Below are 24907 nucleotides of genomic sequence, written 5' to 3' on the forward strand. Positions count from 1 at the left end.
TCCCTGCGCAATTTGACCAGGGTCACAGCCGATGAGGATTTACTCCTCGCTGAACAAATCGCCGCCGTGCATGTCGATCATTTCCAACGCTTTACCACCGCCGCGTGCTACGCAGGTCAACGGATCTTCAGCCACGACCACCGGAATACCGGTCTCTTCCATCAGCAGGCGATCGAGGTTACGCAGCAACGCGCCGCCACCCGTCAGCACCATACCGCGCTCGGAAATGTCGGAAGCCAGTTCTGGCGGGCACTGCTCCAGGGCTACCATCACCGCGCTCACGATGCCGGTCAGTGGTTCCTGCAACGCTTCCAGGATTTCATTGGAGTTCAGCGTAAAGCCGCGTGGCACACCTTCAGCCAGGTTACGACCGCGCACTTCGATTTCGCGCACTTCATCGCCCGGATACGCAGAACCAATCTCATGCTTAATACGCTCAGCGGTCGCTTCACCGATCAGCGAACCATAGTTGCGGCGTACATAATTAATGATAGCTTCATCGAAGCGGTCACCACCAATACGAACTGAAGAGGAGTAAACCACGCCGTTCAGCGAGATGACGGCCACTTCAGTGGTACCACCACCGATATCAACCACCATCGAACCGGTTGCTTCAGATACCGGCAGACCCGCACCGATCGCAGCAGCCATCGGTTCTTCAATCAGGAATACTTCACGTGCTCCTGCACCCTGTGCAGATTCACGAATTGCGCGGCGTTCAACCTGAGTTGCACCCACTGGCACACACACCAGCACGCGTGGGCTGGGGCGCATAAAACTGTTGCTATGAACCTGCTTGATAAAGTGCTGCAGCATTTTTTCAGTCACGAAAAAGTCAGCGATCACGCCGTCTTTCATCGGGCGAATAGCCGCGATATTGCCCGGCGTACGGCCAAGCATCTGTTTAGCGTCATGACCGACAGCGGCAACGCTCTTTGGGGAGCCGGCACGATCCTGACGAATGGCAACCACGGAAGGCTCGTTTAGCACGATGCCTTGTCCTTTCACGTAAATCAGGGTATTCGCGGTACCCAGGTCAATGGACAAGTCATTGGAAAACATGCCACGAAATTTTTTAAACATACTAAGGGATAATCCTGCAAGCTGGGGGCGGAAAATAAAATCCGCCTACTTTACCAACCACGCGAAGCCGCTACAAGGCGCAAAAACGTTCCGCTTCGGTGAAAAAATGTGCTAGCTAAATTTTACAGCATTGTATGCCACGGTTAGCTAACGATAAACGGCGCTAAGCCGCCGCTTTTACGGCTATTCGCCCAGCCAGCACGGGCGATTCTGGACATAAAATCTAACATTTCCCATCGCGCTGGAGATCGAGAAACTTCACGTTTACACCTGGAAACAACTATCAGCGCCGTTAGCAAGCTCAGAAAGGCTATATCCGGTAACGTTGTGAATGTTTTTTCACGTTACTGTTCACGGGCAACGACGGGGCAAAGAAATCGCCCTGCCCTCCGGCAACGCCAAGCCCTGCCAGCGTTTGCCACTCCGCACGCGTGCGGACACCAGCCGCAAACACCTGCGTTGGCGTGGACTTACACACCTCCAGCAGACTTTGCACAAACAGCTGATTTTCCGTGCGCCGTTCAATATTGCGCACCAGACCAGGGTCCAGTTTGATCAACTCAACGGGAAATTGCTTAATATAGGCGCTGCTTACCACCGTTAATCCCGCCTGGTTGACCGCTATGCGACAACCAAACGCACTTAGCATTTTGAAAACCGGCACTAAACGGTTGATGTGTTGACAAACATCCGCCTCGGCAAGTTCAAATAAAAAACGTTTTCTTTGCGATTTGCTGCACTGAAGTAAAAGTTTTTGCAGCCAGCGCTGAAAAGGTCGCTGCACCAGTGAATCGATATTCACCGGCAACGCCAGCGTTTCATCAGGCCACACCTCAGATAACGCCGCGATACGGGTGACCATCTGCCGGTCCCAACTCTCGGCCATCCCCAGTTGTTGCACCAACGGCATAAACTCCGCCGAAACCACTTCTTTATCACCATCAAAGATACGTGCCAGCATCTCGCGGTGATGGACTTTACCGTCCAGCATCACGGCGGGTTTCTGATACAAACGCGGCCCTCCACGGCTTTGGGTGTTTTCCAGCAAGGTGCGCCAGCGCACGCTGCCACGTCCCATATCCAGCGGATTACCCTCGCCAATTGACCAATTGTTACCGCCCTGCAAAGCAGCACGTCGCGTCGCCATCTCAACATTTTCCATCACCTGCGGCACGCTTTGCCCGCTGCGCCATGCGCTGATGCCGATGTGGATGAGATCATCGCGATCCAGCATGCGCATCGGCGGCAATGAATCCACCGCATTAATCAGTTGATCGGCAATGTTGTTGGCTTCTTTAAGGGTACGGTGCGGCAACAATACCGCAAAGTCACTGCGGAAATAGCGCGCCAGTAGCGCGCCAGGATAACGCAACACAAAGGTCGACAGCATATTGATGAGGTCAAAAAGGTACTCTTCAGCCAGAGCCGGGCCGAGGGTTTCATGATGTGTTTCGAGGTCCGGCAAGCGCACCATCATTACCACGCCATGCGTACCAACATCTTCCTGATCTTCCAGCAGGGTCGCCAGTTGGTTATCGAAGAACAAACGATTATTCAGCCCGGTGCGGGAATCCTGGGCGGCGAAGGTTCGGATTAAGGTGTCGATGCGCAGCCGCTGCTCGCCCGCTTCGCGCAAATCATGCAGCAGCAGATCGATGGCATGGCTGGCCTTCGGCGGCCACTCTGCCGCCTCCCCCTCACGCGACTGGCGGTCTCCCGCCAGAATGCGCTCAGACCGCGCTTCCAGCCGCTCCATATTACGCCAGTGACGGTTTAGCCAGCGGTGTGTCATCACCAACAGCGAGGCCATGATCAGCACCACGCTAAAAATAACGATCAAGGTATAGGCGCCGGTGAAGGAACGAAACCAGGTTTTGGCCGGATCCAGCACCACGACGCGCAACGACAGACCGGATGAATGCACCAGTGGCAGATCAAACTGAATAAAGCGGTTTGGCTCATCTTCCAGCATCGGATTTTCATGACGGGCGAGGCGAAACAGCACGCGATCGCCGCTATGTAATTCGAGCTGTTCGGCGTTGATCACCGGCATCAGGCGTGTTAGCCACTGCGTCAGATCTTGTGGCGATTGTGTGAGCAGGGCTTTGTCGACTTCAGTCGCCAGGGTTTGTACACGGGTTTCAACCCGTTGCTGTGACAGCCAGATAAAACTAAAAGCGCAGCCCACCAGCATCAACAACATCGCCAGCAAACTTAATAATGTAATAAACGCAGAAAACTTCGTGGTTAATCGCATCCCTGTGCCTGTATCACTGCGGTTATGAATGGAAAAGAACCGTCTGCACGAGCCCCACTGGCGCAAACCTGAGCAAAATAGCATAAATCACCGTCTGAAACAGCGTTCAGCCGACATCGCTGCACAGACAAAGCCGAGTATAACGATAAACATCGTTCATCAGACTTTCACAAGATTTTTTTCAGCCTATTCTCAAGATAAGCGCAGCCAGGAAATTTCACATTTTGCTGCACTTACTGGCGTGCCGCTCAGGGTTTGATCATGCTTGCTTTATTTATGACGCCGGAGATTTTCATGAAACCTAAGCATTCCCTTTCTGAAGCCGATGTCACGCCAGAAAGCATCTTTAATATGCAACGTCGTCAGGTGTTGAAAGCTCTCGGGCTGGGTGCCGTGGCGGCCAGCCTGCCAGTCGCCGCACAAGCCGATGTGCTGAGCTGGTTTAAAGGCAACGATCGCCCGGCTGCTCCGGCCGGTAAAGCGTTGCAATTCAGTAAGCCCCCCGCCTGGCAGGCCGATTTGCCGCTGACCCCGTTTGATAAAGTCTCCGGCTACAATAACTTCTACGAATTTGGTCTCGATAAGGCTGATCCGGCAGCTAACGCTGGGACGCTGAAAACCGATCCCTGGCAGTTACGTATTGAAGGTGAAGTTGCCAAACCGATAACGCTGGATATGGATGACATCTTTAAGCGTTTTGCGATGGAGCAACGAATTTATCGCATGCGCTGCGTGGAGGCCTGGTCAATGGTGATCCCCTGGGTGGGGTTTGAGCTGAATAAGCTGCTGAAACTGGCGGAACCTACCAGCAACGCTCGCTTTGTCGCGTTCCAGACGTTATACGCCCCGGACCAAATGCCCGGCCAGAAAGATCGCTTTATTGGCGGTGGGCTGGATTACCCCTATGTAGAAGGACTGCGTATGGATGAGGCCATGCATCCCCTTACCCTGCTCAGTACTGGCGTGTATGGCAAGGCGCTGCCACCGCAAAATGGCGCGCCAATTCGCCTGACTGTGCCCTGGAAATACGGTTTCAAAGGCATCAAGTCGATTGTCAAAATTACTCTGACACACGATCAACCTCCCACAACCTGGAACCAAATCGCCGCCAATGAGTATGGTTTTTATGCCAATGTTAACCCACACGTCGATCATCCGCGTTGGTCACAGGCTACGGAGCGTTTTATCGGTCCGGGAGGCATTCTGAAGGTGGAACGTCAGCCAACGCTGCTGTTTAACGGTTATGCCAAAGAGGTGGCCTCGTTATATCACGGGCTGGATTTACGGGAGAACTATTGAGTGCGTCTGACATTACGCCATATCACATGGCTGAAAGTGGTGCTGCACCTGGCGGCTTTTCTGCCACTGGTCTGGCTGTTTTTCGCCGCCAATCAGGGATGGTTGAGTGCCGATCCGGCGAAAGATATCCAGCATTTTACCGGCAGAATGGCACTTAAATTGTTGCTGGCGACTTTGCTGGTCAGCCCGTTAACCCGCTATGCCAAACAACCGTTGCTGATTCGTACCCGCCGCCTGTTGGGGTTGTGGTGCTTCGCCTGGGCTTGTCTACACCTGACGAGCTACTACCTGCTGGAACTTGGCGTCGATAATCTGCGATTACTCGGCAGTGAATTGGTTTCCCGCCCCTATCTGACACTCGGCATTATCTGCTGGGTGATCCTGCTCGCATTGGCGATCACCTCCTTTCAACGTGCACAACGCAAACTGGGACGCCGCTGGCAAACGCTGCACAATGGTATCTATCTGGTGGCGATCCTCGCCCCTATTCACTATCTTTGGTCAGTTAAAGTCTTGTCGCCCCAGCCACTGTTCTATGCCTTGCTGGCTCTGCTGCTGTTAGGCTGGCGTTACAATAAGTTGCGAAAATGGCTGTCCAGATAATCCCTGCAAGGTTGTCTTCCTGCTGCAATTTCTGTTAAAAAGTGTCGCCTTCAGGCCGTACCCGATCATCTTCGCAGATAAGACCAGTATTTTGCTGCGAATTGCGACGAAACGGATATAATGCCCGGCTTTATTGCAAGACAAGTCTTCTTTTTCACTCCGAAGAGTGACAAAGCAAGAATGTCGCGGTATTTTACGCGATGCCTGAATAATTGCAGGAGATAGCAGCAAGATGGCGCACAAATTTCACATACTGCTTTTGAACGGACCCAACCTGAATTTGTTGGGAACGCGTGAGCCTGAGAAGTATGGTCATACCACGCTGGCGCAAATTGTCAGCGATCTGACGCAACAGGCCGATCAGCACCATGTGAAATTGAGTCATTTGCAATCGAACGCGGAGTTTCAGTTGATCGATCGTATCCATGAGGCCAGAGGCAATGTGGATTACATCATCATCAACCCTGCTGCGTTCACGCACACCAGCGTCGCGCTGCGTGATGCCCTGCTAGCGGTGAGCATTCCTTTTATCGAGGTGCATCTCACGAACGTGCATGCCCGCGAACCGTTCCGCCACCACTCCTATCTTTCCGATGTATCTGCTGGCGTCATTTGTGGACTTGGCGCTGATGGATACTCGTGGGCTTTACAAACGGCGGTCAAACGCCTGACACATTCCAATTAAACAGAGTACGGAACCACACTCATGGATATTCGTAAAATTAAGAAACTGATCGAACTGGTTGAAGAGTCCGGCATCGCTGAGCTGGAAATCTCTGAGGGCGAAGAGTCCGTTCGCATCAGCCGTTCACCTGCCAATGTCGGTTATCCTATTATGCAGCAGGCTTATGCTGCACCTGCACCGCAGATGGCTCCTCTGGCCGCTGCGGTTGCCCCAGCAGCTGCTCCGGTAGCCGCTGAAGCTGCCAAGCCAGAAATCAGTGGCCATATCGTGCGTTCACCGATGGTCGGCACCTTCTACCGCACCCCGAGCCCGGATGCGAAAGCCTTTATCGAAGTCGGCCAGAAAGTGAACGCTGGCGACACCCTGTGCATCGTTGAAGCGATGAAAATGATGAACCAGATCGAAGCCGATAAATCCGGCGTAGTGAAAGCGATTCTGGTGGAAAGTGGCCAGCCGGTTGAATTTGACGAGCCGCTGGTTGTCATCGAATAACGAGGCGAACCATGCTGGATAAAATTGTCATTGCTAACCGCGGTGAGATCGCGCTGCGCATTCTGCGTGCCTGTAAAGAGCTGGGCATCAAGACTGTGGCGGTGCACTCCACGGCGGACCGTGACCTGAAGCACGTGCTGCTGGCAGACGAAACCGTCTGCATCGGCCCGGCGCAGTCGGTCAAAAGTTATCTGAATATTCCGGCCCTGATCTCCGCTGCCGAAATCACCGGCGCGGTGGCGATCCATCCGGGATATGGCTTCCTGTCTGAGAACGCTGATTTTGCCGAGCAGGTTGAGCGTTCTGGCTTTATCTTTATCGGCCCGAAAGCGGACACCATCCGCCTGATGGGTGACAAAGTGTCGGCGATCACCGCGATGAAAAAAGCCGGTGTACCGACCGTACCCGGTTCTGACGGCCCGCTGACTGAAGACATGGATAAAAACCGTGCCTTCGCCAAACGCATCGGTTACCCGGTGATCATCAAAGCCTCCGGCGGTGGTGGCGGTCGTGGTATGCGCGTGGTGCGCAGCGACAAGGATCTTGAGCAGTCCATCAACATGACGAAAGCGGAAGCCAAAGCGGCTTTCAACAACGACATGGTTTACATGGAGAAATACCTCGAGAATCCGCGTCATATCGAGATTCAGGTGATGGCCGATGGCCAGGGCAACGCCATCTATCTGGCGGAGCGCGACTGCTCAATGCAGCGTCGTCACCAGAAAGTGGTGGAAGAAGCACCGGCACCGGGTATCACCCCGGAACTGCGTAGCTTTATCGGCGATCGCTGTGCCAAAGCCTGTGTGGATATCGGCTACCGTGGCGCGGGTACTTTTGAGTTCCTGTTCGAAAACGGCGAGTTCTACTTCATCGAGATGAACACGCGTATTCAGGTAGAACACCCGGTCACTGAGATGATCACCGGTGTCGACCTGATCAAAGAACAGCTGCGTATTGCTGCCGGCCAGCCACTGTCGATCCGTCAGGAAGATGTGGTGATCCGCGGTCATGCGGTGGAATGCCGTATCAACGCCGAAGATCCGAACACCTTCCTGCCGAGTCCGGGCAAGATCACGCGCTTCCATGCGCCGGGTGGTTTCGGTGTCCGCTGGGAATCGCATATCTATGCCGGTTACAGCGTACCGCCGTACTACGACTCTATGATCGGCAAACTGATCACCTACGGTGAAAACCGTGATGTGGCGATTGCACGCATGAAAAATGCGCTGGCGGAACTGATCATCGACGGTATCAAGACCAACGTCGAGCTACAGATGAAAATCATGTCCGACGAAAACTTCCAGCAGGGTGGCACCAATATTCACTACCTGGAGAAAAAACTCGGCCTGCATGAGTAATCATTGCAGCGCAGAGACCCTTCGAGGCCGGTTAAACCGGCCTTTTTCATTTTTGTTGCCTTTGAGGTTGCATGATGGATTGGCGTTTTGTGCAAGCGAATAAAGAGGCGCGCTGGGCGTTGTATCTGGCGCTGGCGTATCTCGCTGTGTGGGGGCTTTCCGCCTGGCTGGGAGGCGACGACACCGGTATTACCGGACTGCCACGCTGGTTTGAACTCTCCTGCCTGTTAGCTCCCGTATTGTTCATTGTGTTGTGCTGGCTGATGGTGCGATTAGTTTTCCGCGATATGTCACTGGAGGACAACGATGGAAAGTGAAATCATTCTGCCCCTGCTGGCCTATCTGGTGTTGATCGCGGGGTTATCCGTTTTTGCCATGCGCAAGCAGCGTCAGGGTAACTTCCTCACCGAATATTTTCTGGGCAGCCGCTCGATGGGCGGTTTTGTACTGGCGATGACCATTACCGCCACCTATATCAGCGCCAGCTCCTTTATTGGTGGTCCTGGTGCCGCCTACAAATATGGTCTCGGCTGGGTGCTGCTGGCGATGATTCAGGTGCCCGCAGTATGGCTGTCGCTCGGCGTACTGGGGAAGAAATTTGCTATCCTTGCACGCCGCTACAATGCCGTGACGCTCAATGACATGCTATATGGCCGCTACCGCAGCCCGCTGCTGATTTGGCTGGCCAGCCTGAGCCTGCTGACCGCGTTTATCGGTGCAATGACGGTGCAATTTATTGGCGGCGCACGTCTGCTGGAAACCGCTGCGGGTATCCCCTACGACACCGGACTGCTGATTTTTGGTGGCACCATAGCGCTTTACACCGCCGTGGGTGGCTTTCGCGCCAGCGTACTGAATGACGCGATGCAGGGACTGGTGATGCTGATTGGGACTTTCCTGCTGCTGTTTGCGGTGATCCACCAGGCCGGTGGGCTGGAAACGGCTGTCAGCAAACTGCGCACCATCGATCCACAACTGGTATCACCGGAAGGCGTAGGTAATGTCATCACCCCCACCTTCCTGAGTTCGTTTGCCGTGCTGGTGTGCTTTGGTGTGGTTGGCCTGCCGCATACCGCCGTGCGCTGTATCTCGTACAAAGACAGCAAAGCAATGCATCGCGGCATTATCCTCGGCACCATTGTGGTGGTGATCCTGATGCTGGGAATGCATCTGGCTGGCGCACTTGGTCGGGCGATCATCCCGGATCTGACCAGCCCCGATCGCGTGATCCCGACACTGATGATCACCGTTTTACCGCCTATGGCCGCAGGGATCTTTCTCGCTGCGCCAATGGCGGCGATCATGTCGACCATTAACGCGCAGCTGCTGCAATCCTCCGCTACCCTGATAAAAGATCTGTATCTGCGCATTGCGCCGCAGCACAGCGAGAATGAGGCTCGTCTGCGTCTGATCTCCGGCATCATTACCTTTGTGCTGGGCATCCTGCTGCTGCTGGCGGCATGGAATCCGCCGGATATGATCATCTGGCTGAACCTGCTGGCCTTCGGCGGCCTGGAAGCGGTGTTCCTGTGGCCGCTGGTGCTCGGTCTGTATTGGCAACGTGCTAACGCAGCGGGTGCGATCAGCGGTATGGTGGTCGGTGCCGCCTGCTACACGCTGCTCGCCAGCCTGAAACTGGAGCTGTGGGGCTTCCACCCTATCGTTCCCTCCCTGATCCTTAGCCTGCTGGCCTTTCTGGTAGGTAATCTATTTGGCACCGCGTCTGATGAACCTGACGCAGCCCTGGAATAAAGAGAAACGCTATGCCGTGGATTCAAATCAAAATTAACAGTTCGGGTGAACACGCCGAAGCCCTGAGTGATGCACTAATGGAGAGCGGTGCGGTATCCGTGACCTTTCAGGATACCCACGATAACCCGGTCTACGAACCGCTGCCGGGCGAAACGCTGTTGTGGGGCGATACCGATGTGATCGGCCTGTTTGATGCCGAAACTGATATGGGCGACGTTGTTGCGGAGCTGAGCCAGCATCCGCTGCTCGGCCAGGCTTTCCGCCATAAGATCGAGCAGATCGAAGACAAAGACTGGGAACGCGAATGGATGGATAATTTCCACCCAATGCGCTTCGGCGAACGTTTGTGGATCTGCCCGAGCTGGCGTGAAGTACCGGATCCAGACGCCGTCAACGTGATGCTGGATCCCGGCCTGGCATTTGGCACCGGGACACACCCGACCACCTCGCTGTGCCTGAGCTGGTTGGATGGTCTCGATTTGCAGGGCAAAACCGTGATCGATTTCGGCTGTGGCTCCGGCATTCTGGCTATTGCAGCCCTGAAACTGGGTGCCGCCCAGGCGATCGGGATTGATATCGATCCGCAGGCAATTCAGGCCAGCCGTGATAATGCGGAACGCAACGGCGTGTCCGACCGTCTGGCTCTGTATTTACCTCATCAGCAACCAGAGAACTTGCAAGCGGATGTGGTGGTCGCCAACATTCTCGCCGGTCCGCTGCGCGAGTTAGCGCCGTTAATCAGCGTTTTGCCGAAAGCCGGTGGACATCTGGGCTTATCCGGCGTACTGGCCAGCCAGGCGGAAAGCGTGTGTGAAGCCTATACCGAGCGCTTTGCCCTCGACCCGGTGGCTGAAAAAGAAGAGTGGTGCCGCATTACTGGCGTACGTCGCTAACCGCATAATTAGCACCATTCACTCTTGACTCCCCGCCACATCTCTTGTGAATCCAGTGATGTGGCGTTTTTTATGTTGTGATTTGGCTCAAGTTTTCAGAAAAACTTTTGTTCACAATTTCAGCGTATTTTTTTAATTATCTGAATAATATAGGTATTTCTTATAGTTGTTGCTGATCGCCCCGATTTCCTTGATCTTTCCCTGCTAATTGTTCAAAGTTTGGCCTTTCATCTTCGTGAAAAAATGCGTAATATACGCCGCCTTGCGAACAGTTAGGGTCACTTCTTTTTCATGCGCATTGGACATCATCAGCTACGTAATCGACTCATCGCTGCGCCTATGGCCGGGGTTACCGACAAGCCATTCCGCACCTTGTGTTACGAGAATGGCGCTGGCATGACAGTCTCCGAGATGTTGTCATCAAACCCGGAAGTTTGGGCGAGTGACAAATCCCGTTTGCGTATGGTGCATAGTGACGAGCCCGGTATTCGTGCCGTGCAAATAGCCGGTTGTGATCCCGATGAAATGGCGGCTGCCGCGCGCATTAATGTGGCGTCAGGCGCACAGGTCATTGACATCAACATGGGCTGTCCGGCGAAGAAAGTGAATCGTAAGATGGCGGGTTCTGCGCTGCTGCAACATCCGCAGCTGGTTGAGTCTATTCTCACCGCAGTGGTAAATGCAGTTGATGTACCCGTTACGCTGAAGATTCGCACTGGCTGGGACAAAGAAAATCGTAATTGTGTAGAGATTGCCCAATTGGCTGAACGCTGTGGCATTCAGGCCCTCACCATTCATGGACGCACACGCGCCTGTTTGTTTGAAGGGCAAGCTGAATACGACAGCATTCGGACAGTTAAGCAGAGCGTTTCCATTCCGGTTATCGCGAATGGAGACATTACTGACCCGCATAAAGCCAGAGCAGTGCTCGATTATACAGGAGCCGATGCTCTGATGATCGGTCGCGCTGCTCAGGGAAGACCGTGGATCTTCCGGGAAATCCAGCATTATCTGGACACAGGGGAGCTGCTGGCACCGAAGCCGTTGGCTGAAGTGAAGCATATGCTGATCGGACACATACGGGAGCTGCACGACTTTTACGGTCAGCGCAAGGGATACCGTATTGCCCGAAAACACGTTTCCTGGTATTTGCAGGAAAATGCCCCTGATGACCAGTTTCGGCGCACATTCAACGCCATAGAGGATGCCAGCGAACAGCTGGAGGCGTTGGAGGCATACTTCGAAAATCTTGCGTAAACGAAATAAAGAGCTGAAAGAACTATGTTCGAACAACGCGTAAATTCTGACGTACTGACCGTTTCTACCGTTAACTCACAGGATCAGGTGACGCAAAAGCCTCTGCGTGATTCGGTTAAACAGGCACTGAAGAACTATTTTGCTCAACTGAACGGTCAGGATGTTAGTGACCTGTATGAACTGGTACTGGCTGAAGTCGAGCAGCCTCTGTTGGACATGGTGATGCAGTACACCCGTGGCAACCAGACCCGTGCAGCTCTGATGATGGGTATCAACCGTGGTACTCTGCGTAAGAAGCTGAAAAAATACGGCATGAACTGATTTCAGTTTGTTGCTGCGATAACGCCAGCCCCCGGGCTGGCGTTTTTGTTTCTGTTTTCCCACCGTTAACAACGCATGAAACAATTGTCACCATAATGGTAACATTAGTTGCAATTGCTCCAGTGATATTCCACGGCGAAACCCCTTCGTTTGATGTCCCATTTTGGCTCACCTTTCCTCGACTTTTCCCCACATCTTTGCCTCTCAGCCCTCTTTCCGTGTGATCCTGAACCTCTTCAGTCGCAAATCTGCAAATTCATACATTTTGTCCTGCGTCCCCGCTCACACTGCTTCCATATAGTGAAACTTTTTGCACTGTTTGTGATCGAGGCGACTCGCTTTGCTTCCTTTTGGTGCGCGATAGTAGCCAGAACTTTCTGAATGCTTCAGGTTATGAGGAGATCTTTCTAATGAATTCAGGATTCTGCAAACCTGGCATCAGCTTTGCAGAGTCTGGAATGGCTGACCGCCACAGACAGGAAAAGCGCACTTAAAAGTGTGCAACACAACCACATCACAACATGATTTCGCCACACAGGATGCTTTATGAAAAAGATGATGCTCTCCACCCTGGTCGCTGCAGCTTCTCTGTTCGCTGTTGCTCAGCAAGCGCATGCAGGCACCACGTTGGATGCAATTAAAAAGAAAGGGTTTGTTCAGTGCGGTATCAGTGATGGCTTGCCTGGCTTCTCTTATGCCGATGCCAGCGGCAAATTCACGGGTATCGACGTTGACGTCTGCCGTGCTGCTGCGGCTGCCGTATTTGGCGATGCCAGTAAGGTGAAATATACCCCGCTGACTGCAAAAGAGCGTTTCACCGCACTGCAATCAGGTGAAGTGGACATTCTGTCCCGTAACACCACCTGGACTTCTTCACGTGATGGCGGCATGGGCTTCCTGTTCGCGGGCGTGAACTATTACGACGGTATCGGTTTCCTTACCCATCAAAAAGCGGGTCTCAAAAGCGCTAAAGAGCTGGATGGTGCCACTGTATGTATTCAGGCCGGTACAGACACCGAGCTGAACGTGGCGGATTACTTTAAAGCCAACAAAATGCAATACACGCCAGTGACTTTTGACCGTTCTGATGAATCGGCTAAAGCGCTCGACAGCGGCCGCTGCGATACCCTGGCTTCTGACCAATCTCAGTTGTATGCACTGCGTATCAAGCTGGGCAAACCAGACGAATTTATCGTTCTGCCGGAAGTGATCTCCAAAGAGCCACTGGGCCCGGTGGTACGTCGTGGCGATGATGACTGGTTCACCATCGTTAAATGGTCACTGTACGCAATGCTGAATGCGGAAGAGATGGGCATCAACTCTAAAAACGTTGATCAGTTGGCGGCCAAACCGTCTAACCCTGACATGGCGCACCTGCTGGGCGCTGAAGGTGACTTCGGTAAAGACCTGAAGCTCGACAACAAATGGGCATTCAACATCATCAAACAGGTGGGTAACTACCAGGAAAGCTTTGACCGCAACGTCGGCAAAGACAGTGCTCTGAAAATCGCGCGTGGTCAAAATGCGCTCTGGAATCAGGGCGGTATCCAGTACGCTCCGCCGGTACGTTAATTCTGCCTTCCAGTCGGGCACCGCACCCTGCGGTGCCCAATGCGTTTTCTTCACTGAGGTTTCAACATGTCTCAACGCCCAACCGTAAAAAGGGATTTTTCGTTCGGTAATCCTACGGTTCGCGCCTGGCTTTACCAGATCGTCGCGATTGTGGCCGTGCTCGCTGTGGTGGGATATCTCATCCACAACACAGTGATCAATCTGGCCAATCGTGGCATCACATCAGGTTTCGGTTTTCTGGAACGCAGTGCCGGTTTCGGTATCGTCCAGCACCTGATTGATTACTCCGAGGGAGATACCTACGCGCGTGTGTTTATGGTGGGGTTAACCAACACCCTGCTGGTTTCCGCGCTCTGTATTGTTTTCGCTTCGATCCTCGGTTTCTTTATCGGCCTTGCGCGTTTGTCAGATAACTGGCTGCTACGCAGGATCTCCACCATCTATATCGAGACGTTCCGTAATATTCCGCCGTTGCTGCAAATCTTCTTCTGGTACTTTGCAGTGCTGCGCAATTTGCCCGGCCCGCGTCAGGCATTGAATGCCTTCGATCTGGCATTTGTCAGTAACCGTGGGCTTTACATCCCCTGGCCGACTTATGCAGCGGGTACGTGGCCATTTGTTATCGCTCTGGCGCTGGCAATTGCAATCAGCGTGGGATTGTTTCGCTTTAACCGTAAGCATCAGCTTAAAACCGGTCAGCTACGCCGTACCTGGCCGATTGCTACCGCGATGATCATTCTGTTTCCACTGGTCGCCCATGCGATGTTCGGCGCGGCGACGCACTGGGATGTGCCGGAACTGCGTGGCTTTAATTTCCGTGGTGGCTTCGTGATGATCCCTGAACTGGCATCACTCACGCTGGCGTTGTCGATTTATACCTCTTCATTTATCGCAGAGGTGATTCGTTCCGGTATTCAATCGGTGCCGCATGGCCAGAATGAAGCCGCACGTTCGCTCGGGTTACCGAATCCCGTTACCATGCGTCAGGTGATCATTCCTCAGGCCATGCGCGTGATTATTCCACCGCTGACCAGCCAGTATCTCAATATCGTGAAAAACTCCTCGCTGGCAGCGGCCATCGGTTATCCGGATATGGTGTCGCTGTTTGCTGGCACAGTACTGAACCAGACGGGACAAGCAATTGAGACGATTGCGATCACCATGGCGGTCTATCTGATCATCAGTCTGGTCATTTCACTGCTGATGAACCTCTACAACCGCAAAATCGCGCTGGTTGAGCGTTAAGAGAACGGGATTATTATGTCTGTTACCACACATGAAACACCGCCGGTGCCAACCAATCCCGTCAGCAAAGCCTGGGTCTGGGCACGTAAGAACCTGTTCTCCAGCTGGTTTAACACGCTACTGACACTGCTTTGCTTCTGGATTATCTGGAGCGTGATTCCGCCAGCGCTGAACTGGCTGGTCTTCCAGGCCAACTGGATTGGCTCCACCCGTGCTGACTGTACTAAAGAGGGTGCCTGCTGGGTGTTTATCCATGCGCGCTTTGGTCAGTTTATGTATGGGCTTTATCCACATGAACTGCGTTGGCGTATCAACCTGGCGCTGGTGATTGGCCTGCTTTCTATTATTCCGATGTTCATCAAATCAATGCCGCATCGTGGCCGCTATATCGCCTGCTGGGCAGTAGCCTATCCGATCATCGTTTGGTTTCTGATGTATGGCGGCTATTTTGGTCTCGATCGCGTGGAGACGCGCCAGTGGGGTGGCCTGACGCTGACGCTGATTATCGCGTCGGTCGGGATCGCCGGTGCCTTACCTTTGGGTATTTTGCTGGCGCTGGGACGTCGTTCAAAGATGCCTGTCGTGCGTACGCTTTCGGTGATTTTTATCGAGTTCTGGCGTGGCGTACCGCTGATTACCGTGCTGTTCATGTCCTCGGTGATGTTGCCGCTGTTTATGGCGGAAGGCACCACCATCGATAAGCTGGTACGCGCTCTGGTCGGGGTAATTTTATTCCAGTCGGCCTATGTGGCGGAAGTGGTGCGCGGTGGCTTACAAGCATTACCCAAAGGTCAGTATGAAGCTGCCGAATCACTGGCGCTGGGTTACTGGAAAACCCAGATTTTAGTGATTCTGCCACAAGCACTCAAACTCACCATACCAGGCCTGGTGAACACCATCATCGCATTGTTCAAAGATACCAGCCTGGTGATCATCATCGGCCTGTTCGATCTTTTCAGTAGCGTGCAGCAGGCAACCGTTGACCCCACATGGCTTGGGATGTCGACAGAAGGTTATGTTTTTGCTGCCCTCGTCTACTGGATTTTCTGTTTTAGCATGTCGCGCTATAGCCAGTATCTGGAGAAGCGTTTTCACACCGGGCGTAAATCGCACTGAGGTTTTACATGACACAATCTATGACTAATTCTGCTGACGCAATGATGATTACGCTCGAAAACGTGAATAAATGGTATGGCCAATTCCACGTGCTGAAAGATATTAACCTGCAGGTCAAACCGCGTGAACGTATCGTCCTTTGCGGACCGTCAGGTTCAGGAAAGTCCACCACAATTCGCTGCATCAACCATCTGGAAGAACATCAGCAGGGCCGTATCGTTGTCGATGGCATCCATCTGAATGATGATGTACGCAATATTGAGCGAGTAAGAACTGAAGTAGGCATGGTATTCCAGCACTTCAATCTTTTCCCGCATCTGACGGTGTTACAGAACTGCACCCTGGCACCCATTTGGGTGCGTAAGATGCCAAAGAAAGAGGCAGAAGAACTGGCGATGCATTACCTGCAACGCGTGCGTATTGCTGAACATGCACATAAATTTCCAGGACAGCTGTCCGGTGGTCAGCAACAGCGCGTGGCTATTGCCCGTTCACTCTGCATGAAACCCAAAATCATGCTGTTTGACGAACCCACCTCCGCTCTCGACCCGGAAATGGTGAAAGAAGTGCTCGATACCATGATTGGTTTGGCAGAAGACGGCATGACCATGCTGTGCGTAACGCATGAGATGGGTTTTGCGCGTACGGTTGCTGACCGGGTGATCTTTATGGATCGCGGAGAGATTGTTGAGCAAGCGCCACCGCAGGAGTTCTTTGCCAATCCTAAATCAGAACGTACGCGTGCGTTTTTGTCGCAGGTAATTCACTAAGAAAAGTATCTGGTGATGCTGCTTATATCAACCCTCTGCTTAGGCAGAGGGTTTTTTATTGCCGGATTTTGCCGTGCAGCACCTGAGAAAAGCGCGATAAATCGCGCCGCTACGGATCAGTAATTTGTGTCGTTACATATGATTTTTGTAGGGTCGCCATTGATGGCGACCGGGTTGATGTGTGTGCTTTACAGACGTAAAAAAGCCCTGAACTTTCGTTCAGGGCTTCTTCACTTAATTGATGCCTGGCAGTTCCCTACTCTCGCATGGGGAGACCCCACACTACCATCGGCGCTACGGCGTTTCACTTCTGAGTTCGGCATGGGGTCAGGTGGGACCACCGCGCTACAGCCGCCAGGCAAATTCTTTTGAATCCGAACTCATACCATAACTGGTGCTGATACCCAGAGTCGAACTGGGGACCTCACCCTTACCAAGGGTGCGCTCTACCAACTGAGCCATATCAGCACACTAAAATTGATGCCTGGCAGTTCCCTACTCTCGCATGGGGAGACCCCACACTACCATCGGCGCTACGGCGTTTCACTTCTGAGTTCGGCATGGGGTCAGGTGGGACCACCGCGCTACAGCCGCCAGGCAAATTCTTTGTGCTCTGTCCTGTGTCTTTTGCCGCCTTGCTTCAGCGCAAAATCCTTCGGACCTGAATCCGCAGGACACAACTTAATCCGGTCGAACAAGGCTGAAAATTCTCTGCGTCTCTCAACAAAACGCCTCTGGCGTTGTAAGGTTAAGCCTCACGGGTCATTAGTACCGGTTAGCTCAATGCATCGCTGCACTTACACATCCGGCCTATCAACGTCGTCGTCTTCAACGTCCCTTCAGGACCCTCAAGGGGTCAGGGAGAACTCATCTCGGGGCAAGTTTCGTGCTTAGATGCTTTCAGCACTTATCTTTTCCGCACTTAGCTACCGGGCAATGCCATTGGCATGACAACCCGAACACCAGTGGTGCGTTCACTCCGGTCCTCTCGTACTAGGAGCAACCCCCCTCAATTCTCCAGCGCCCACGGCAGATAGGGACCGAACTGTCTCACGACGTTCTAAACCCAGCTCGCGTACCACTTTAAACGGCGAACAGCCGTACCCTTGGGACCTACTTCAGCCCCAGGATGTGATGAGCCGACATCGAGGTGCCAAACACCGCCGTCGATATGAACTCTTGGGCGGTATCAGCCTGTTATCCCCGGAGTACCTTTTATCCGTTGAGCGATGGCCCTTCCATTCAGAACCACCGGATCACTATGACCTGCTTTCGCACCTGCTCGAGCCGTCACTCTCGCAGTCAAGCTGGCTTATGCCATTGCACTAACCTCCTGATGTCCGACCAGGATTAGCCAACCTTCGTGCTCCTCCGTTACACTTTGGGAGGAGACCGCCCCAGTCAAACTACCCACCAGACACTGTCCGCAGCCCGGATCACGGGCCTACGTTAGAACATCAAACATTAAAGGGTGGTATTTCAAGGTCGGCTCCACGCAGACTGGCGTCCACGCTTCAAAGCCTCCCACCTATCCTACACATCAAGGCTCAATGTTCAGTGTCAAGCTATAGTAAAGGTTCACGGGGTCTTTCCGTCTTGCCGCGGGTACACTGCATCTTCACAGCGATTTCAATTTCACTGAGTCTCGGGTGGAGACAGCCTGGCCATCATTACGCCATTCGTGCAGGTCGGAACTTACCCGACAAGGAATTTCGCTACCTTAGGACCGTTATAGTTACGGCCGCCGTTTACCGGGGCTTCGATCAAGAGCTTCTCCTTACGGATAACCCCATCAATTAACCTTCCGGCACCGGGCAGGCGTCACACCGTATACGTCCACTTTCGTGTTTGCACAGTGCTGTGTTTTTAATAAACAGTTGCAGCCAGCTGGTATCTTCGACTGGCTTCAGCTCCGGGAGCAAGTCCCTTCACCTACGCGCCAGCGTGCCTTCTCCCGAAGTTACGGCACCATTTTGCCTAGTTCCTTCACCCGAGTTCTCTCAAGCGCCTTGGTATTCTCTACCTGACCACCTGTGTCGGTTTGGGGTACGATTTCGTGTTACCTGGAGCTTAGAGGCTTTTCCTGGAAGCAGGGCATCAGTTACTTCACCACCGTAGTGGCTCGTCATCACGCCTCAGCCTTAAAGCATTCCGGATTTGCCTGGAATGCAAGCCTACACGCTTAAACCGGGACAACCGTCGCCCGGATAACCCAGCCTTCTCCGTCCCCCCTTCGCAGTAACACCAAGTACAGGAATATTAACCTGTTTCCCATCGACTACGCTTTTCAGCCTCGCCTTAGGGGTCGACTCACCCTGCCCCGATTAACGTTGGACAGGAACCCTTGGTCTTCCGGCGAGCGGGCTTTTCACCCGCTTTATCGTTACTTATGTCAGCATTCGCACTTCTGATACCTCCAGCAGACCTCACAGTCCACCTTCAGCGGCTTACAGAACGCTCCCCTACCCAACAACACACAGTGTCGCTGCCGCAGCTTCGGTGCATGGTTTAGCCCCGTTACATCTTCCGCGCAGGCCGACTCGACCAGTGAGCTATTACGCTTTCTTTAAATGATGGCTGCTTCTAAGCCAACATCCTGGCTGTCTGGGCCTTCCCACATCGTTTCCCACTTAACCATGACTTTGGGACCTTAGCTGGCGGTCTGGGTTGTTTCCCTCTTCACGACGGACGTTAGCACCCGCCGTGTGTCTCCCGCGATAACATTCTCCGGTATTCGCAGTTTGCATCGGGTTGGTAAGCCGGGATGGCCCCCTAGCCGAAACAGTGCTCTACCCCCGGAGATGAATTCACGAGGCGCTACCTAAATAGCTTTCGGGGAGAACCAGCTATCTCCCGGTTTGATTGGCCTTTCACCCCCAGCCACAAGTCATCCGCTAATTTTTCAACATTAGTCGGTTCGGTCCTCCAGTTAGTGTTACCCAACCTTCAACCTGCCCATGGCTAGATCACCGGGTTTCGGGTCTATACCCTGCAACTTAACGCCCAATTAAGACTCGGTTTCCCTGCGGCTCCCCTATACGGTTAACCTTGCTACAGAATATAAGTCGCTGACCCATTATACAAAAGGTACGCAGTCACCTAACAAGTAGGCTCCCACTGCTTGTACGTACACGGTTTCAGGTTCTGTTTCACTCCCCTCGCCGGGGTTCTTTTCGCCTTTCCCTCACGGTACTGGTTCACTATCGGTCAGTCAGGAGTATTTAGCCTTGGAGGATGGTCCCCCCATATTCAGACAGGATACCACGTGTCCCGCCCTACTCATCGAACTCACAGTATGTGCATCTTCGTGTACGGGAGTATCACCCTGTACCCTGCGACTTTCCAGACGCTTCCACTGACACACAAACTGATTCAGGTTCTGGGCTGTTCCCCGTTCGCTCGCCGCTACTGGGGGAATCTCGGTTGATTTCTTTTCCTCGGGGTACTTAGATGTTTCAGTTCCCCCGGTTCGCCTCGTTAACCTATGTATTCAGTTAACGATGATGCACAGAGTGCACCGGGTTTCCCCATTCGGACATCGTCGGCTGTAGCGGTTCATATCACCTTACCGACGCTTTACGCAGATTAGCACGTCCTTCATCGCCTCTGACTGCCAGGGCATCCACCGTGTACGCTTAGTCGCTTAACCTCACAACCCACAGGCGTTTTCACGCATGCAGACTGCAAGCATTTGAGAGACTCGAACACATCGCTTTCATTTCTTATTACGGAGAAATGAAACAACGTGTCGTTTCAAATTTTCAGCTTGTTCCGGATTGTTAAAGAGCAAATACTTCGCAGCATGCTGAATCAGCATACTCTGAAGTATTGTGGGTAACGCCTTTCACTCATTACCAGCAAGTGGCGTCCCCTAGGGGATTCGAACCCCTGTTACCGCCGTGAAAGGGCGGTGTCCTGGGCCTCTAGACGAAGGGGACACAGGGGTGTCGTCGTCAAGACGGCTTGCTCATGACTTTTATCAGACAATCTGTGTGAGCACTTCGAAGGAAGGTATCTTCAGGTAAGGAGGTGATCCAACCGCAGGTTCCCCTACGGTTACCTTGTTACGACTTCACCCCAGTCATGAATCACAAAGTGGTAAGCGCCCTCCCGAAGGTTAAGCTACCTACTTCTTTTGCAACCCACTCCCATGGTGTGACGGGCGGTGTGTACAAGGCCCGGGAACGTATTCACCGTAGCATTCTGATCTACGATTACTAGCGATTCCGACTTCATGGAGTCGAGTTGCAGACTCCAATCCGGACTACGACGCACTTTATGAGGTCCGCTTGCTCTCGCGAGATCGCTTCTCTTTGTATGCGCCATTGTAGCACGTGTGTAGCCCTGGCCGTAAGGGCCATGATGACTTGACGTCATCCCCACCTTCCTCCGGTTTATCACCGGCAGTCTCCTTTGAGTTCCCGACCGAATCGCTGGCAACAAAGGATAAGGGTTGCGCTCGTTGCGGGACTTAACCCAACATTTCACAACACGAGCTGACGACAGCCATGCAGCACCTGTCTCAGAGTTCCCGAAGGCACCAAAGCATCTCTGCTAAGTTCTCTGGATGTCAAGGCCAGGTAAGGTTCTTCGCGTTGCATCGAATTAAACCACATGCTCCACCGCTTGTGCGGGCCCCCGTCAATTCATTTGAGTTTTAACCTTGCGGCCGTACTCCCCAGGCGGTCGACTTAACGCGTTAGCTCCGGAAGCCACGCCTCAAGGGCACAACCTCCAAGTCGACATCGTTTACAGCGTGGACTACCAGGGTATCTAATCCTGTTTGCTCCCCACGCTTTCGCACCTGAGCGTCAGTCTTTGTCCAGGGGGCCGCCTTCGCCACCGGTATTCCTCCAGATCTCTACGCATTTCACCGCTACACCTGGAATTCTACCCCCCTCTACAAGACTCCAGCCTGCCAGTTTCGAATGCAGTTCCCAGGTTAAGCCCGGGGATTTCACATCCGACTTGACAGACCGCCTGCGTGCGCTTTACGCCCAGTAATTCCGATTAACGCTTGCACCCTCCGTATTACCGCGGCTGCTGGCACGGAGTTAGCCGGTGCTTCTTCTGCGGGTAACGTCAATTGCTGAAGCTATTAACTCCAACACCTTCCTCCCCGCTGAAAGTACTTTACAACCCGAAGGCCTTCTTCATACACGCGGCATGGCTGCATCAGGCTTGCGCCCATTGTGCAATATTCCCCACTGCTGCCTCCCGTAGGAGTCTGGACCGTGTCTCAGTTCCAGTGTGGCTGGTCATCCTCTCAGACCAGCTAGGGATCGTCGCCTAGGTGAGCCATTACCCCACCTACTAGCTAATCCCATCTGGGTTCATCCGATGGTGTGAGGCCCGAAGGTCCCCCACTTTGGTCTTGCGACGTTATGCGGTATTAGCTACCGTTTCCAGTAGTTATCCCCCTCCATCGGGCAGATCCCCAGACATTACTCACCCGTCCGCCACTCGTCACCCGAGGAGCAAGCTCCTCTGTGCTACCGTTCGACTTGCATGTGTTAGGCCTGCCGCCAGCGTTCAATCTGAGCCATGATCAAACTCTTCAATTTAAGTTTGATGCTCAAAGAATTAAACTTCGTAATGAATTACGTGTTCACTCTTGAGACTTGATATTTTTTAAGTCCGTAGACTTTTGATATCAATCCTGCGAGTGCCCACACAGATTGTCTGATAAATTGTTAAAGAGCAGTGCGAACAGCGGGTTAACCGTCTGTCGCGAGGTGGCGTATATTACGCTTTCCTCCTTCAGAGTCAATCTCTTTTTCGAGATTTTTCTCTGGCGGGATGAATCACTTCGTCCCTCGCTGACCGTCTGCGTTGCCGCTTTGCCGTGTCAGTGGAGGCGCATTATAGGGATCCGAATTTTTTGCACAACCCCTTTTTTCGATCTTTTTATTCGACTGGCGAGTTTTCATCCTTTCTGCCGAGATCACGAACGATCCGCTCAAAAATCAGCTTGTCTGTCGCTCTAATCGCGCTCAGGCTAGGGATAAATGAGTAAAAGGAGAAAGATCATGTCAACAGCCTTACGTCCCTATAAAAGCAGCTACCCACAAACTGGCGATCGGGTAATGATCGATAAAAGCAGTGTTGTGGTCGGCGATGTCATCATGGGAGACGATGTCAGTATCTGGCCACTGGTCGCTATTCGTGGTGATGTGAATCAGGTGGTCATTGGCGCGCGCACCAACATTCAGGATGGCAGCGTACTTCATGTCACGCATAAATCAGCCAGCAATCCTGCGGGCTATCCACTGGTAATTGGTGAAGACGTTACCGTCGGTCACAAAGCCATGCTGCATGGCTGTACTATCGGCGATCGTGTTTTGGTTGGCATGGGATCGATTCTGCTGGACGGCGTAATAGTAGAAGAAGACGTGATGATTGGTGCAGGCAGCCTGGTCCCCCCAGGGAAACGGCTGGAAAGCGGCTACCTTTATCTAGGTAGCCCGGTGAAGCAAATTCGCCCACTCAACGAAGCAGAGATCAAGGCACTCCGTTACTCGGCAAACAACTATGTTGGTTGGAAAAATGATTATCTCGCTCAGGAGAGCCAGACCCAGCCTTGATTATCAACCTCGTCATTGAGGATAAGTTGTTCGGCTTCATCTTCCAGATCCCAGCGATTGGCGCTAAATAGCGCCATCGCTTCCCCCTCCCCGAATCTGTCATGCAGTTCATCTGAAGAGATCGCACACATCAGCCCCATACCGTTGACCTGTGCCGGGAAACATACCACCTGACGATGCTGATCCCACTCTTCACGATCCGGGAACTGGATAGCCTGATTCACGACTGCATCGCTGCTTTTAACTGCGCAATGACAGGCGTGATCTCTGGCATCACACCATGCCATAACTGGAAAGCATGTGCCGCCTGCCCTACCAGCATACCTAATCCATCGGCGAGTTGCCGCGCGCCCTGTTGCTGGCACCAAAGCAAAAATGGCGTCAGACCCTGTTGATAGAACATGTCATAGCAACGGGTATGGTGAGAAATCAATGAAACCGGTAAAGGTGGCACTTTTCCATCCACTCCGCTGGAGGTGGCGTTAACAATCAGATCAAATGACTGACCAGCCAACGCGTCGAAACCACAGGCATTGATGGCACCACTGTGGCGGAAGATCTCTGCCAACAACTCTGCCTTTTCGACCGTTCTATTCGCAACCGTGAGTGAACATCCTAATGAAAGCAAAGGTAAGATCACGCCGCGCGCCGCGCCCCCCGCTCCCACCAGCAAGACACGATCGCCAGGACGGATCATCTGCAACCGCTCGAGATCGCTCAGTAAGCCAATACCATCGGTGTTATCACCAATAATCTGACCCTGTGCATCTTTCTTCAATGTATTGACCGCCCCGGAAAGCGCAGCACGTTCACTGAGTTCATCAGCAAACTCCCACGCCTGTTCTTTGAAGGGCAACGTCACGTTGGCCCCCTTTCCGCCCGACGCAAAGAACTCGCTGATGGCATGCGGGAACCCATCTAATGGCGCACACACCCGACCATAGCGATGGTCGATACCGGTTTGCTCCGCAAACAGACGATGGATAAAAGGCGATTTGCTGTGCGCGATCGGATTACCAAAAACGGCAAAGTTGTCCATAAATTAGCCCTGACGGATAAGTTCGCCGCTGATAACATCGCGGATTTCTGAAGGATTCAGACGGCCCCCGGTTTCCCCCACCAGCACCGGGAACTCTGCACCGAATTGCTGAGCGACCTCAGCAACTGTACGACAAGGTGGCTCACCGGACAGATTAGCACTGGTTGAAACTAGCGGTTTGCCCAAACGGCGACACAAAGCCTGCACATCGGGATGATCGCTAACGCGAATCGCCAGCGAGTCAAAACGCCCGGTTAACCAGCGCGGTGTGTGCGGCGATGCCGGTACGACATAAGTAACCGGTCCCGGCCAGCTGGCAAACATACGTTCACGCTGCACCACTGAAAGTTCCTGATCGGCCACATACGGCTCAAGTTGGGCATAGTCAGCAGCAATCAAGATCAATCCTTTCTCTACCGGACGTTGTTTCAATGCCAGCAGTGACATCACCGCATTTTCGCTATCTGGGTCACATCCCAGACCAAAAACCGCCTCCGTTGGATAAGCGATCACCGCCTGCTGCTGCAGTTGTTCAATACAGAATTCGAGACTTTCCGGTAAAGCGTGTTCTGGCGTCATGA

Annotated in this window: 21 protein-coding genes, 2 tRNA genes and 4 rRNA genes; 16 read left to right on the forward strand and 11 right to left on the reverse strand. The window is 53.1% G+C overall.

Annotated features, from left to right (window positions below):
- Positions 1–39: 39 nt before the first annotated feature.
- Together mreB and csrD are read right to left on the reverse strand one after the other, a co-directional pair.
- Positions 40–1083, reverse strand: a complete 1044-nt coding sequence (gene mreB / locus AC6I8W_RS18545; protein WP_003855260.1) for a rod shape-determining protein MreB — start codon at positions 1081–1083, stop codon at positions 40–42.
- Positions 1084–1393: 310 nt separating this feature from the next.
- The gene (gene csrD, locus AC6I8W_RS18550) at positions 1394–3340 is read right to left on the reverse strand and encodes an RNase E specificity factor CsrD (protein ID WP_497836186.1); all 1947 of its coding nucleotides are present in this window, start codon (positions 3338–3340) and stop codon (positions 1394–1396) included.
- A gap of 28 nt (positions 3341–3368) precedes the next feature.
- On the opposite strand from csrD, the gene AC6I8W_RS18555 reads away from it, so the two are divergent.
- From AC6I8W_RS18555 to AC6I8W_RS18625, 15 genes are all read left to right on the forward strand, one after another.
- Positions 3369–3599, forward strand: coding sequence for a hypothetical protein (locus AC6I8W_RS18555; protein ID WP_497836187.1), 231 nt, complete (start codon positions 3369–3371; stop codon positions 3597–3599).
- 35 nt (positions 3600–3634) lie between these two features.
- Positions 3635–4639, forward strand: coding sequence for a protein-methionine-sulfoxide reductase catalytic subunit MsrP (gene msrP / locus AC6I8W_RS18560; RefSeq protein WP_497836188.1), 1005 nt, complete (start codon positions 3635–3637; stop codon positions 4637–4639).
- Positions 4640–5242: a protein-methionine-sulfoxide reductase heme-binding subunit MsrQ gene (msrQ, locus tag AC6I8W_RS18565; protein ID WP_497836189.1), complete on the forward strand. Its 603-nt coding sequence runs from the start codon at positions 4640–4642 to the stop codon at positions 5240–5242.
- 232 nt (positions 5243–5474) lie between these two features.
- Complete coding sequence (gene aroQ, locus AC6I8W_RS18570; RefSeq protein WP_480366222.1) at positions 5475–5927, forward strand: type II 3-dehydroquinate dehydratase; 453 nt, start codon at positions 5475–5477, stop codon at positions 5925–5927.
- Between the two features lie 21 nt (positions 5928–5948).
- Positions 5949–6419 (forward strand): acetyl-CoA carboxylase biotin carboxyl carrier protein, encoded by a 471-nt coding sequence (accB, locus tag AC6I8W_RS18575; protein ID WP_497836190.1) that lies wholly within the window; start codon positions 5949–5951, stop codon positions 6417–6419.
- 11 nt (positions 6420–6430) lie between these two features.
- Positions 6431–7777 carry an acetyl-CoA carboxylase biotin carboxylase subunit gene (gene accC / locus AC6I8W_RS18580; RefSeq protein ID WP_497836191.1) on the forward strand — a complete coding sequence of 449 codons (1347 nt, stop codon included), beginning with the start codon at positions 6431–6433 and terminating at the stop codon, positions 7775–7777.
- Positions 7778–7851: 74 nt separating this feature from the next.
- Positions 7852–8094 carry a YhdT family protein gene (locus tag AC6I8W_RS18585; RefSeq protein ID WP_497838230.1) on the forward strand — a complete coding sequence of 81 codons (243 nt, stop codon included), beginning with the start codon at positions 7852–7854 and terminating at the stop codon, positions 8092–8094.
- The gene (panF, locus tag AC6I8W_RS18590) at positions 8084–9529 is read left to right on the forward strand and encodes a sodium/pantothenate symporter (protein ID WP_497836192.1); all 1446 of its coding nucleotides are present in this window, start codon (positions 8084–8086) and stop codon (positions 9527–9529) included. Before AC6I8W_RS18585 ends, panF begins: the two co-directional genes overlap by 11 nt.
- 11 nt (positions 9530–9540) lie before the next feature.
- A complete protein-coding gene (gene prmA / locus AC6I8W_RS18595) occupies positions 9541–10422 on the forward strand; it encodes a 50S ribosomal protein L11 methyltransferase (protein WP_497836193.1) in 882 nt (293 codons plus the stop codon).
- Positions 10423–10713: 291 nt separating this feature from the next.
- Positions 10714–11679, forward strand: a complete 966-nt coding sequence (dusB, locus tag AC6I8W_RS18600; RefSeq protein ID WP_013510734.1) for a tRNA dihydrouridine synthase DusB — start codon at positions 10714–10716, stop codon at positions 11677–11679.
- A 24-nt stretch (positions 11680–11703) separates the two neighbouring features.
- Positions 11704–12000: a DNA-binding transcriptional regulator Fis gene (fis, locus tag AC6I8W_RS18605; protein ID WP_003855228.1), complete on the forward strand. Its 297-nt coding sequence runs from the start codon at positions 11704–11706 to the stop codon at positions 11998–12000.
- Positions 12001–12546: 546 nt separating this feature from the next.
- Positions 12547–13572: an amino acid ABC transporter substrate-binding protein gene (locus AC6I8W_RS18610; protein ID WP_497836194.1), complete on the forward strand. Its 1026-nt coding sequence runs from the start codon at positions 12547–12549 to the stop codon at positions 13570–13572.
- Between the two features lie 66 nt (positions 13573–13638).
- Positions 13639–14817 (forward strand): amino acid ABC transporter permease, encoded by a 1179-nt coding sequence (locus AC6I8W_RS18615; RefSeq protein ID WP_497836195.1) that lies wholly within the window; start codon positions 13639–13641, stop codon positions 14815–14817.
- 15 nt (positions 14818–14832) lie between these two features.
- The gene (locus AC6I8W_RS18620) at positions 14833–15933 is read left to right on the forward strand and encodes an amino acid ABC transporter permease (protein WP_497836196.1); all 1101 of its coding nucleotides are present in this window, start codon (positions 14833–14835) and stop codon (positions 15931–15933) included.
- A gap of 8 nt (positions 15934–15941) precedes the next feature.
- Positions 15942–16703 (forward strand): amino acid ABC transporter ATP-binding protein, encoded by a 762-nt coding sequence (locus AC6I8W_RS18625; protein WP_497836197.1) that lies wholly within the window; start codon positions 15942–15944, stop codon positions 16701–16703.
- Between the two features lie 243 nt (positions 16704–16946).
- Here AC6I8W_RS18625 and rrf (AC6I8W_RS18630) read toward each other — a convergent pair.
- From rrf (AC6I8W_RS18630) to AC6I8W_RS18655, 6 genes are all read right to left on the reverse strand, one after another.
- Positions 16947–17062, reverse strand: a 5S ribosomal RNA gene (gene rrf / locus AC6I8W_RS18630).
- A 33-nt stretch (positions 17063–17095) separates the two neighbouring features.
- A tRNA-Thr gene (locus AC6I8W_RS18635) sits at positions 17096–17171 on the reverse strand.
- 14 nt (positions 17172–17185) lie between these two features.
- Positions 17186–17301 (reverse strand): 5S ribosomal RNA (rrf, locus tag AC6I8W_RS18640).
- Between the two features lie 146 nt (positions 17302–17447).
- Positions 17448–20352 (reverse strand): 23S ribosomal RNA (locus AC6I8W_RS18645).
- Positions 20353–20565: 213 nt separating this feature from the next.
- A tRNA-Glu gene (locus AC6I8W_RS18650) sits at positions 20566–20641 on the reverse strand.
- A gap of 84 nt (positions 20642–20725) precedes the next feature.
- Positions 20726–22267 (reverse strand): 16S ribosomal RNA (locus AC6I8W_RS18655).
- Together the 16S, 23S and 5S rRNA genes with 2 tRNA genes alongside form the textbook arrangement of a ribosomal RNA operon.
- A 465-nt stretch (positions 22268–22732) precedes the next feature.
- On the opposite strand from AC6I8W_RS18655, the gene AC6I8W_RS18660 reads away from it, so the two are divergent.
- Positions 22733–23287 (forward strand): gamma carbonic anhydrase family protein, encoded by a 555-nt coding sequence (locus AC6I8W_RS18660; protein WP_497836198.1) that lies wholly within the window; start codon positions 22733–22735, stop codon positions 23285–23287.
- Here the strand turns inward: AC6I8W_RS18660 and AC6I8W_RS18665 are convergent.
- The 3 genes from AC6I8W_RS18665 to tsaC are packed head-to-tail and all read right to left on the reverse strand — an operon-like array spanning position 23263 to position 24905.
- The gene (locus tag AC6I8W_RS18665) at positions 23263–23511 is read right to left on the reverse strand and encodes a DUF1488 family protein (RefSeq protein WP_497836199.1); all 249 of its coding nucleotides are present in this window, start codon (positions 23509–23511) and stop codon (positions 23263–23265) included. The genes AC6I8W_RS18660 and AC6I8W_RS18665 overlap by 25 nt on opposite strands.
- Complete coding sequence (gene aroE, locus AC6I8W_RS18670) at positions 23508–24326, reverse strand: shikimate dehydrogenase (RefSeq protein WP_497836200.1); 819 nt, start codon at positions 24324–24326, stop codon at positions 23508–23510. The genes AC6I8W_RS18665 and aroE overlap by 4 nt, the downstream gene beginning before the upstream one ends.
- A gap of 3 nt (positions 24327–24329) precedes the next feature.
- Positions 24330–24905 carry an L-threonylcarbamoyladenylate synthase type 1 TsaC gene (gene tsaC, locus AC6I8W_RS18675; RefSeq protein ID WP_497836201.1) on the reverse strand — a complete coding sequence of 192 codons (576 nt, stop codon included), beginning with the start codon at positions 24903–24905 and terminating at the stop codon, positions 24330–24332.
- Between the last annotated feature and the right edge of the window lie 2 nt (positions 24906–24907).

The sequence above is a fragment of the Pantoea sp. X-Soil-TKNS-1211 genome (assembly GCF_059730495.1).

What these genes read in the sequence shown, in the direction of transcription:
- tsaC (WP_497836201.1), bottom strand. Translation starts at nt 24,905, where the DNA reads ATGACGCCAGAACACGCTTTACCGGAAAGTCTCGAATTCTGTATTGAA.
- accB (WP_497836190.1), top strand. Translation starts at nt 5,949, where the DNA reads ATGGATATTCGTAAAATTAAGAAACTGATCGAACTGGTTGAAGAGTCC.
- fis (WP_003855228.1), top strand. Translation starts at nt 11,704, where the DNA reads ATGTTCGAACAACGCGTAAATTCTGACGTACTGACCGTTTCTACCGTT.
- msrP (WP_497836188.1), top strand. Translation starts at nt 3,635, where the DNA reads ATGAAACCTAAGCATTCCCTTTCTGAAGCCGATGTCACGCCAGAAAGC.
- AC6I8W_RS18555 (WP_497836187.1), top strand. Translation starts at nt 3,369, where the DNA reads ATGGAAAAGAACCGTCTGCACGAGCCCCACTGGCGCAAACCTGAGCAA.
- csrD (WP_497836186.1), bottom strand. Translation starts at nt 3,340, where the DNA reads ATGCGATTAACCACGAAGTTTTCTGCGTTTATTACATTATTAAGTTTG.
- AC6I8W_RS18615 (WP_497836195.1), top strand. Translation starts at nt 13,639, where the DNA reads ATGTCTCAACGCCCAACCGTAAAAAGGGATTTTTCGTTCGGTAATCCT.
- aroQ (WP_480366222.1), top strand. Translation starts at nt 5,475, where the DNA reads ATGGCGCACAAATTTCACATACTGCTTTTGAACGGACCCAACCTGAAT.
- panF (WP_497836192.1), top strand. Translation starts at nt 8,084, where the DNA reads ATGGAAAGTGAAATCATTCTGCCCCTGCTGGCCTATCTGGTGTTGATC.
- AC6I8W_RS18610 (WP_497836194.1), top strand. Translation starts at nt 12,547, where the DNA reads ATGAAAAAGATGATGCTCTCCACCCTGGTCGCTGCAGCTTCTCTGTTC.
- AC6I8W_RS18585 (WP_497838230.1), top strand. Translation starts at nt 7,852, where the DNA reads ATGGATTGGCGTTTTGTGCAAGCGAATAAAGAGGCGCGCTGGGCGTTG.
- AC6I8W_RS18660 (WP_497836198.1), top strand. Translation starts at nt 22,733, where the DNA reads ATGTCAACAGCCTTACGTCCCTATAAAAGCAGCTACCCACAAACTGGC.
- AC6I8W_RS18625 (WP_497836197.1), top strand. Translation starts at nt 15,942, where the DNA reads ATGACACAATCTATGACTAATTCTGCTGACGCAATGATGATTACGCTC.
- prmA (WP_497836193.1), top strand. Translation starts at nt 9,541, where the DNA reads ATGCCGTGGATTCAAATCAAAATTAACAGTTCGGGTGAACACGCCGAA.
- AC6I8W_RS18620 (WP_497836196.1), top strand. Translation starts at nt 14,833, where the DNA reads ATGTCTGTTACCACACATGAAACACCGCCGGTGCCAACCAATCCCGTC.
- dusB (WP_013510734.1), top strand. Translation starts at nt 10,714, where the DNA reads ATGCGCATTGGACATCATCAGCTACGTAATCGACTCATCGCTGCGCCT.
- aroE (WP_497836200.1), bottom strand. Translation starts at nt 24,326, where the DNA reads ATGGACAACTTTGCCGTTTTTGGTAATCCGATCGCGCACAGCAAATCG.
- accC (WP_497836191.1), top strand. Translation starts at nt 6,431, where the DNA reads ATGCTGGATAAAATTGTCATTGCTAACCGCGGTGAGATCGCGCTGCGC.
- mreB (WP_003855260.1), bottom strand. Translation starts at nt 1,083, where the DNA reads ATGTTTAAAAAATTTCGTGGCATGTTTTCCAATGACTTGTCCATTGAC.